Source organism: Pseudomonas sp. NPDC089401 (assembly GCF_044749485.1).
Classification (GTDB): domain Bacteria; phylum Pseudomonadota; class Gammaproteobacteria; order Pseudomonadales; family Pseudomonadaceae; genus Aquipseudomonas.
In genome coordinates this window covers 22268-28700 of sequence record NZ_JBIVIA010000015.1, presented here as the reverse complement: position 1 = coordinate 28700, position 6433 = coordinate 22268, and the positions used below count along the sequence as shown (strand labels likewise).

4 protein-coding genes are annotated in these 6433 nt (G+C 68.0%); 2 read left to right on the top strand and 2 right to left on the bottom strand.

Annotated features, from left to right (window positions below):
* Nucleotides 1-294: 294 nt before the first annotated feature.
* The gene (locus tag ACIP21_RS25610) at nucleotides 295-2250 is read right to left on the bottom strand and encodes an alkyl/aryl-sulfatase (RefSeq protein WP_400693766.1); all 1956 of its coding nucleotides are present in this window, start codon (nucleotides 2248-2250) and stop codon (nucleotides 295-297) included.
* 145 nt (nucleotides 2251-2395) lie between these two features.
* Complete coding sequence (locus tag ACIP21_RS25605; protein ID WP_400693763.1) at nucleotides 2396-3289, bottom strand: LysR family transcriptional regulator; 894 nt, start codon at nucleotides 3287-3289, stop codon at nucleotides 2396-2398.
* A 98-nt stretch (nucleotides 3290-3387) separates the two neighbouring features.
* Between ACIP21_RS25605 and ACIP21_RS25600 the strand changes: the two genes are divergently transcribed.
* The gene (locus tag ACIP21_RS25600) at nucleotides 3388-4626 is read left to right on the top strand and encodes a 3-hydroxyacyl-CoA dehydrogenase NAD-binding domain-containing protein (RefSeq protein WP_400693760.1); all 1239 of its coding nucleotides are present in this window, start codon (nucleotides 3388-3390) and stop codon (nucleotides 4624-4626) included.
* Nucleotides 4623-6386, top strand: coding sequence for an acyl-CoA dehydrogenase C-terminal domain-containing protein (locus ACIP21_RS25595; RefSeq protein ID WP_400693757.1), 1764 nt, complete (start codon nucleotides 4623-4625; stop codon nucleotides 6384-6386). The genes ACIP21_RS25600 and ACIP21_RS25595 overlap by 4 nt, the downstream gene beginning before the upstream one ends.
* Nucleotides 6387-6433 lie beyond the last annotated feature (47 nt).

Sequence of the window (6433 nt, the reverse complement as noted above, 5' to 3'; positions counted from 1 at the left end):
AGGGGTAGTGCATTTCCTGTGCTCCCACAGGTACTGCATTGGCCTCAGGGGTAGTGCATTTCCTGTGCTCCCACAGGTACTGCATTGGCCTCAGGGGTAGTGCATTTCCTGTGCTCCCACAGGTACTGCATTGGCCTCAGGGGTTGTGCATTTCCTGTGCTCCCCCAGGTACTGCATTGGCCTCAGGAGTTGTGGATTTGCTGTGCTCCCACAGGTACTGCATTGACCTCAGGGGTTGTGCATTCCCTGTGGGAGCGGGTTTACCCGCGAACCGGGGCAAGGCCCCGGCCAGGTTCAAGGGGTCACGATGTTGAACCGCGCCGGCGCCTCTTCAAGCCCCGCCATGAAGCGCAGGAACTTCACCCGCTCGCCACTGATGCTGATATCGCCAACCGTCGCTTCCTTGAGAAACCCGGTCTGCTTCAGGGCAATCCGGTCCAGCGTCGCTTTGCTCATGTTCACCGTCACATCGGCCTGGGCATGAAGTTGCAGGTCGCGGTGGGTCAGCACGCCGTTGCGTACGGTCAGCGCGTAGTCCTCGCCCAGGTCGCCGAAGCGCCAGTTGATGGTCAGGTCCTGGGCGTCGGCCTTGCCTGCGTCCACCCGGGTGCCCAGGTAGTCGAAGAACAGTGCCGGCGTCAGTGCCCGCACCAGGTCGTCGGCACTGCCGCCGGCCGCGGCCTGGGCCACGCCGTTGCGCAGCTCCTGGGCGCCGCTGAGGTAGGCGTTGCGCCAGGTGGCGTTCTCGCTCTGGTAGCCGAGCTGCTCCAGGGCGTCGGCCTGCAGCTCGCGGGCGGCGGCGTTGTCGGGCTGGGCGAATACCAGGTGATTGGCCAACTGCGCCACCCAGCGGTAGTCGCCGGCGGCAAAAGCCTTGCGCGCCATCGCCAGAACCTGGTCGGCGCCGCCCATGGCCTCGACATAGCGCTGGCCGGCCTCGCTGGGCGGCAACGGGTCGAGGTTGGCGGGGTTGCCGTCGTAGAAGCCCATGTAGCGCTGGTACACCGCCCGCACGTTGTGGCTGAGCGAGCCATAGTAGTCACGGCTGTACCACTTGCTGGCCAGGCGCGGCGGCAGGCGGGTGAGCTGCGCGGCGATCTCGGTCGGGGTCAGGCCCTGGTTGATCAGGCGCAGTGTCTGGCTGTCGAGGAAGGCATACATGTCGCGCTGGTCGGCCAGGTACTCGCGGATCGCCGCGCCACCCCAGGTCGGCCAGTGATGCTGGGCGAACACCACTTCGGCCTGGTCGCCGTAACGCTGCAACGACTGGTCGAGGTAGTGGGCCCAGACCTTGGCGTCACGCACCTGGGCGCCGCGCAGGGTGAGGATGTTGTGCTGCACGTGGGTGGCGTTTTCGGCCATGCACAGGGCCTTGAAGCGCGGCAGCCAGAGGTTCATCTCGGCGGCGGCCTCGGTGCCGGGGGTGAGCTGGAACTCGATGTCGACGCCGTCGATGGTCAGCTTTTCCAGCGGCTGGCTGATCTCCCGGGTGGGGGCGATCAGGCTGATGGTGGCGTTGGCTGGCACGCCTTTGCCCAGGCCAGCGTCGACCTGGCCGCGCGCGCCGCGGGGTAGCGGCGCGCCATACATGTACTGGGCGCGGCGCTTCATCGCCGGCCCCGCCAGCACGTTCTCGCTGATGGCGTGCTCGAAGAAGCCCTGGGGCGCGATCACCTGGACCTTGCCGGCGCGCACGTCGGCTTCGTCGATCACCCCGCGCACGCCACCGAAGTGGTCGACGTGCGGGTGGGTGTAGATCACCGCTACCACCGGGCGTTTGGGGCGGTGCTTGAAGTACAGGGCCAGGGCGGCGCGGGCGGTTTCCACCGAGAGCAGCGGGTCCAGCACGATCAGCCCGGAATTGCCTTCTATCAGGGTCATGTTGGCCAGGTCCAGGCCGCGCACCTGGTACAGGCCTTCGCTGACCTGGAACAGCCCGGCGCTGGTGTTGAGCTGGGCGATGCGCCACAGGCTCGGGTTGACCGTGGCCGGTGCATTGCCGGCGAGGAAGTGGTAGCGCGTGAGGTCCCAGACCGGCTTGCCTTCGGCGTTGGCGACGGTGCCGTCGAAGCGCTCGATCAGACCGCGCTGGGCGTTGTCGAAGTCGCTGCGGTCGGCGAAGGGCAGGCGTTGCAGCCATTGCTGGTTGCTTTGCGCGGTGATGGCGGTGGCGTCTTTGGGCGCGGTGTCGGCGAAGCTGGCCATGGGCAGCAGCAGGGCCAGGCTGAGCAGGCGGGCTGGGTGGGGCATGGGGTGTCCTTCTTGTTATGGGGCGGGGGCTGCTTTGCAGCCCTTCGCGGGCTTGCCCGCGAAGGATCCAACTCGACTCTAAAGACCGAAACCGCGATTCAGCCAATACCAGTGCAGCATGCAGGCCATGCCGTTTCGCTATGGCTCAACCGATCTCCATGATCCGCTGCACCAGCCAACCCAGCGCCGGGTCATGCTGGCGATGGGTCAGGTACACCAGCTCCAGGTCGAACGGCTCCAGCGCGAAGGGCAGTTCGAACACGCGCAACGGCAACAACCGGGCAAAGTGCGTGGCCAGCTGGGTCGGCAGCACCACCCCCAGGTCCGAGGTCGCCGCCAGGTGCGCGGCCTGCAAGTAGTTGGGCGTGCTGTAGGCGATCTGCCGCGCCAGGCCCTGTTCGGCCAGCCACTGGTCGACCATGCCGCGCGTCTGCCCGCCATGCACCCACAGGTGGCGCAGGTTGAGGAAGGTGTCCAGGTCCAGCGTGCGCTCGACCTCGGGGTGGCCTTCGCGCACCGCCACGCGCAAGGTTTCGCTGCGCCAGTGGCGGCGGTCGAAGCGCGCCGGCACCTCGTCGAAGCGCCCCAGCACCAGGTCCAGCTCGCCGCGGTCGAGGGCGTCCACCGGCAGGTTGGGCGCCAGGTGCAGCACGTCGATGCGCAGGTGCGGCGCCTGTTCGGCGAGCACCGCCAGCAGCCTGGGCATGCACAGTTGCTCGGCAAAGTCGGTCAGGGCGATGCGCAATTGCTGGCGGCTGTGGCGTGGGTCGAAGCCATCGGCGCCGCCGAGGGTCTGTTCGATCTGCTGCAGCGCTGCGCGGATCGGCCCTTCCAGTGCCAGGGCCCGCGGGGTGGGGCGCATGCGCCGGCCGACGCGCACCAGCAGCGGGTCGTCGAGCAGGTCGCGCAGGCGCGCCAAGGCGTTGCTCACCGTCGGTTGGGTGAGCGACAGGCGCTCGGCGGCGCGCGACACGTTCTGCTCGCGCAGAAGCATGTCGAGCACGCGCAGCAGGTTGAGGTCGAAGGTTGAAATATTCATCGCTTGAATACATGGCATACGCAAAGAAAATTTCAAAAATACTAGAGCGCTGACTAGGGTGACTGCAATCCCTTGAACTGGATGCAGGAGCACTGTTCGTGAGCAACCCCTTCGATGTGCAACAGGCCGCCGTGATCGGGGCCGGAACCATGGGCCGCGGCATCGTCATCAGCCTGGCCCGCGCCGGGCTGCCGGTGTTGTGGCTGGACAACGACCCGCAGGCCGTACAGGCGGGCCTGGCCATGATCGAGCAGACCTGGGCCCAGCAAGTGGCCCGCGAGCGCATCGGCCAGGCCGAAGCCGACGCCTGCCGGGCGCGGGTACGGGGCGTGCAAGGCTATGCCGAGCTGGCCGAGGTCGACCTGGTGATCGAGGCGGTGTACGAGAACCTGGCCCTCAAGCAGGACATCTTCCGCACCTTGGACGCCACCCTCAAGTCCACGGCGATCCTCGCCAGCAACACCTCGGCGCTGGATATCGACGCCATCGCCGCCGTCACCCGCCGCCCCGAGCAGGTACTGGGCCTGCACTTCTTCAGCCCGGCCCATGTGATGAAGCTGCTGGAAATCATCCGTGGCGAGCGCACCTCGCCGGCAGTGCTCGATGTTGCCCTGGACGTGGGCCGCCGCATGGGCAAGGAGGCGGTGGTGGCCGGCAACTGCCACGGCTTCATCGGCAACCGCATGCTCGCCAGCTACGTGGCCGAGGCGCGCAAGCTGCTGCTCGAAGGCGCGCTGCCACGGCAGGTGGACCAGGCGCTGCAGGGCTTCGGCCTGGCCATGGGGCCGTTTCGCATGTACGACGTGGTCGGCATCGACCTGGAATGGCGCGCCCGCCAGCTGGCCGGGCAGGGCATGGACGCGCCGCTGGTGCAGGTGGACAACGCCCTGTGTGCGCTGCAGCGCTTCGGCCAGAAGAGCGGCCAGGGCTACTACCGCTATGCCCCCGGCAGCCGCGAGGCGCTGCACGACCCCGAGGTCGATGCGCTGGTGCTCGAGGTTTCCCAGGCACTGGGCGTGCGCCGCCGCGAAGTGGCCGACGAAGAGATCGTCGAGCGCTGCCTGCTGGCGCTGGTCAACGAAGGCGCGAAGATCCTCGAGGAAAACATCGCGGCCAACAGTTACGACATCGACCGCGTCTACCTCAACGGCTACGGCTTCCCGGCCGCCCTCGGCGGGCCGATGGCCTGGGCCGACAACCAGGGCCTCGGCGCGATCCTGGCACGCCTCGAGCGGTTGCAGGGGCTGTTCGGCGAGCATTGGCGCCCGGCTTCGCTGCTGGTGCGCCTGGCGGCCGAGGGCAAGCGCCTGGCCGATGTGCGGGAGGGCCGGGCATGAGTTATCAGGCACCTGTGCGTGACATGCGTTTCGTGCTGCATGAGCTGTTCGACGGCGTCGGCCATTGCCAGCGCCTGGGCCTGGCGCTGGATGGCGAAACCCTGGACGGCATCCTCGAACAGGGCGCGCGTTTCGCCAGCGAGGTGGTGGCACCGCTCAACCGCAATGGCGACGAGCAGGGCTGCTGGTTGCAGGAAGGCCGCGTGCACACCCCGGAAGGTTTTCGCCACGCCTACCGCCAGTATGTGGAGCAAGGCTGGGCGAGCATGACCGGCCCGCTCGAGTACGACGGCCAAGGCCTGCCGCAATTGCTGGCGGCCAACTTCCACGAAATGCTGATGGGCGCGTCGTTGTCGTTTCGCGTCTACTCGGGCCTGACCGAAGGCGCCGTGCTGGCCTTGCACCGGCATGGCAGCGCGCAGCTCAAGCAGCGCTACCTGGGCAAGCTGGTCAGCGGCCAGTGGGCCGGCACCATGTGCCTCACCGAACCCCAGGCCGGCACCGACCTGGCGCTGCTGCGCACCCGTGCCGAGCCGGAGGCCGACGGCAGCTTCCGCCTCAGCGGCAGCAAGATCTTCATCAGCGGCGGCGACCAGGACCTGAGCGAGAACATCGTCCACCTGGTGCTGGCGCGGCTGCCGGATGCACCGGCGGGGGTCAAGGGCATCAGCCTGTTCCTGGTGCCCCGGCAACTGCCGGACGGCCAGGACAACGCCCTGGGCTGCGGCGCCCTGGAACACAAGATGGGCATCAAAGGCGCCGCCACCTGCGTGATGAACTTCGACGGCGCCCGCGGCTGGCTGGTGGGCGAGGCCAACCAGGGGTTGGCGTGCATGTTCACCATGATGAACGACGCGCGTTTCCAGGTCGGCCTGCAAGGGCTGGGCATCGCCGAAGCGGCCCTGCAAGGTGCGCTGGCCTATGCCCGCGAACGCCTGCAATGCCGCGGCCTGGCCGGGCCGGTGGCACCTGAGCGGGCGGCCGACCCGATCCTCCACCACCCGGATGTGCGGCGCATGCTGCTGACCCAGAAAAGCCTGGTCGAAGGCTGCCGGATGCTGGCGGCCTGCACGGCGCGCGAACTGGACCTGGAGCATGGCGCCGAGGACCTGGACGTGCGCCAGGCGGCCGGACGGCGGGCGGCGTTGCTGATCCCGATCGTCAAGGCGTTTCTCACCGATGTCGGCCAGGAGGTCGCCAGCCTTGGCGTGCAGGTGTATGGCGGGCACGGTTATATCCGCGAGTGGGGCATGGAGCAGCTGATGCGCGACAGCCGCATCACTCAGTTGTACGAGGGCACCAATGGTATCCAGGCGCTGGACCTGATCCGGCGCAAGGTGCTGGGCGATGGGGGCGCGGAGTTGTTGCGGCTGATCTGCGAACTGGCGGCGCAGCCGGTGCACCCGGGGTTGGCCGAAGCAGCGGCGCGGGTGGAGGGGTTGCTGGGGCAGTGGCGCGAGCTGACCGGGCAGGTGCTGGATGCCTGTCGTCGGGACCCGCAGGAGATTGGCGCGGTGTCGGTGGATTTCCTGGCTTACAGCGGGTACGTGCTGCTGGCGGCCTTGTGGCTGCAGGCGGCCTCGCGGGCCAGCGCGGCGTTGGCAGCGGGCAGTGGTGACCCGCAGTTCTACCGGGCCAAGCTGAAGACCGCTGATTTCTATTGGCGGCGGGTGCTGCCCCGGGCCGAGGGGCATCGCCAGGCCCTGCTGGGCGGGGCCGGGTGCCTGATGGCCATGAGTGACGAAGAGTTCGGCTTGTAATCGGCGGCGCCTGCTTCGCGGGTGAACCCGCTCCCACAGGGATCGCA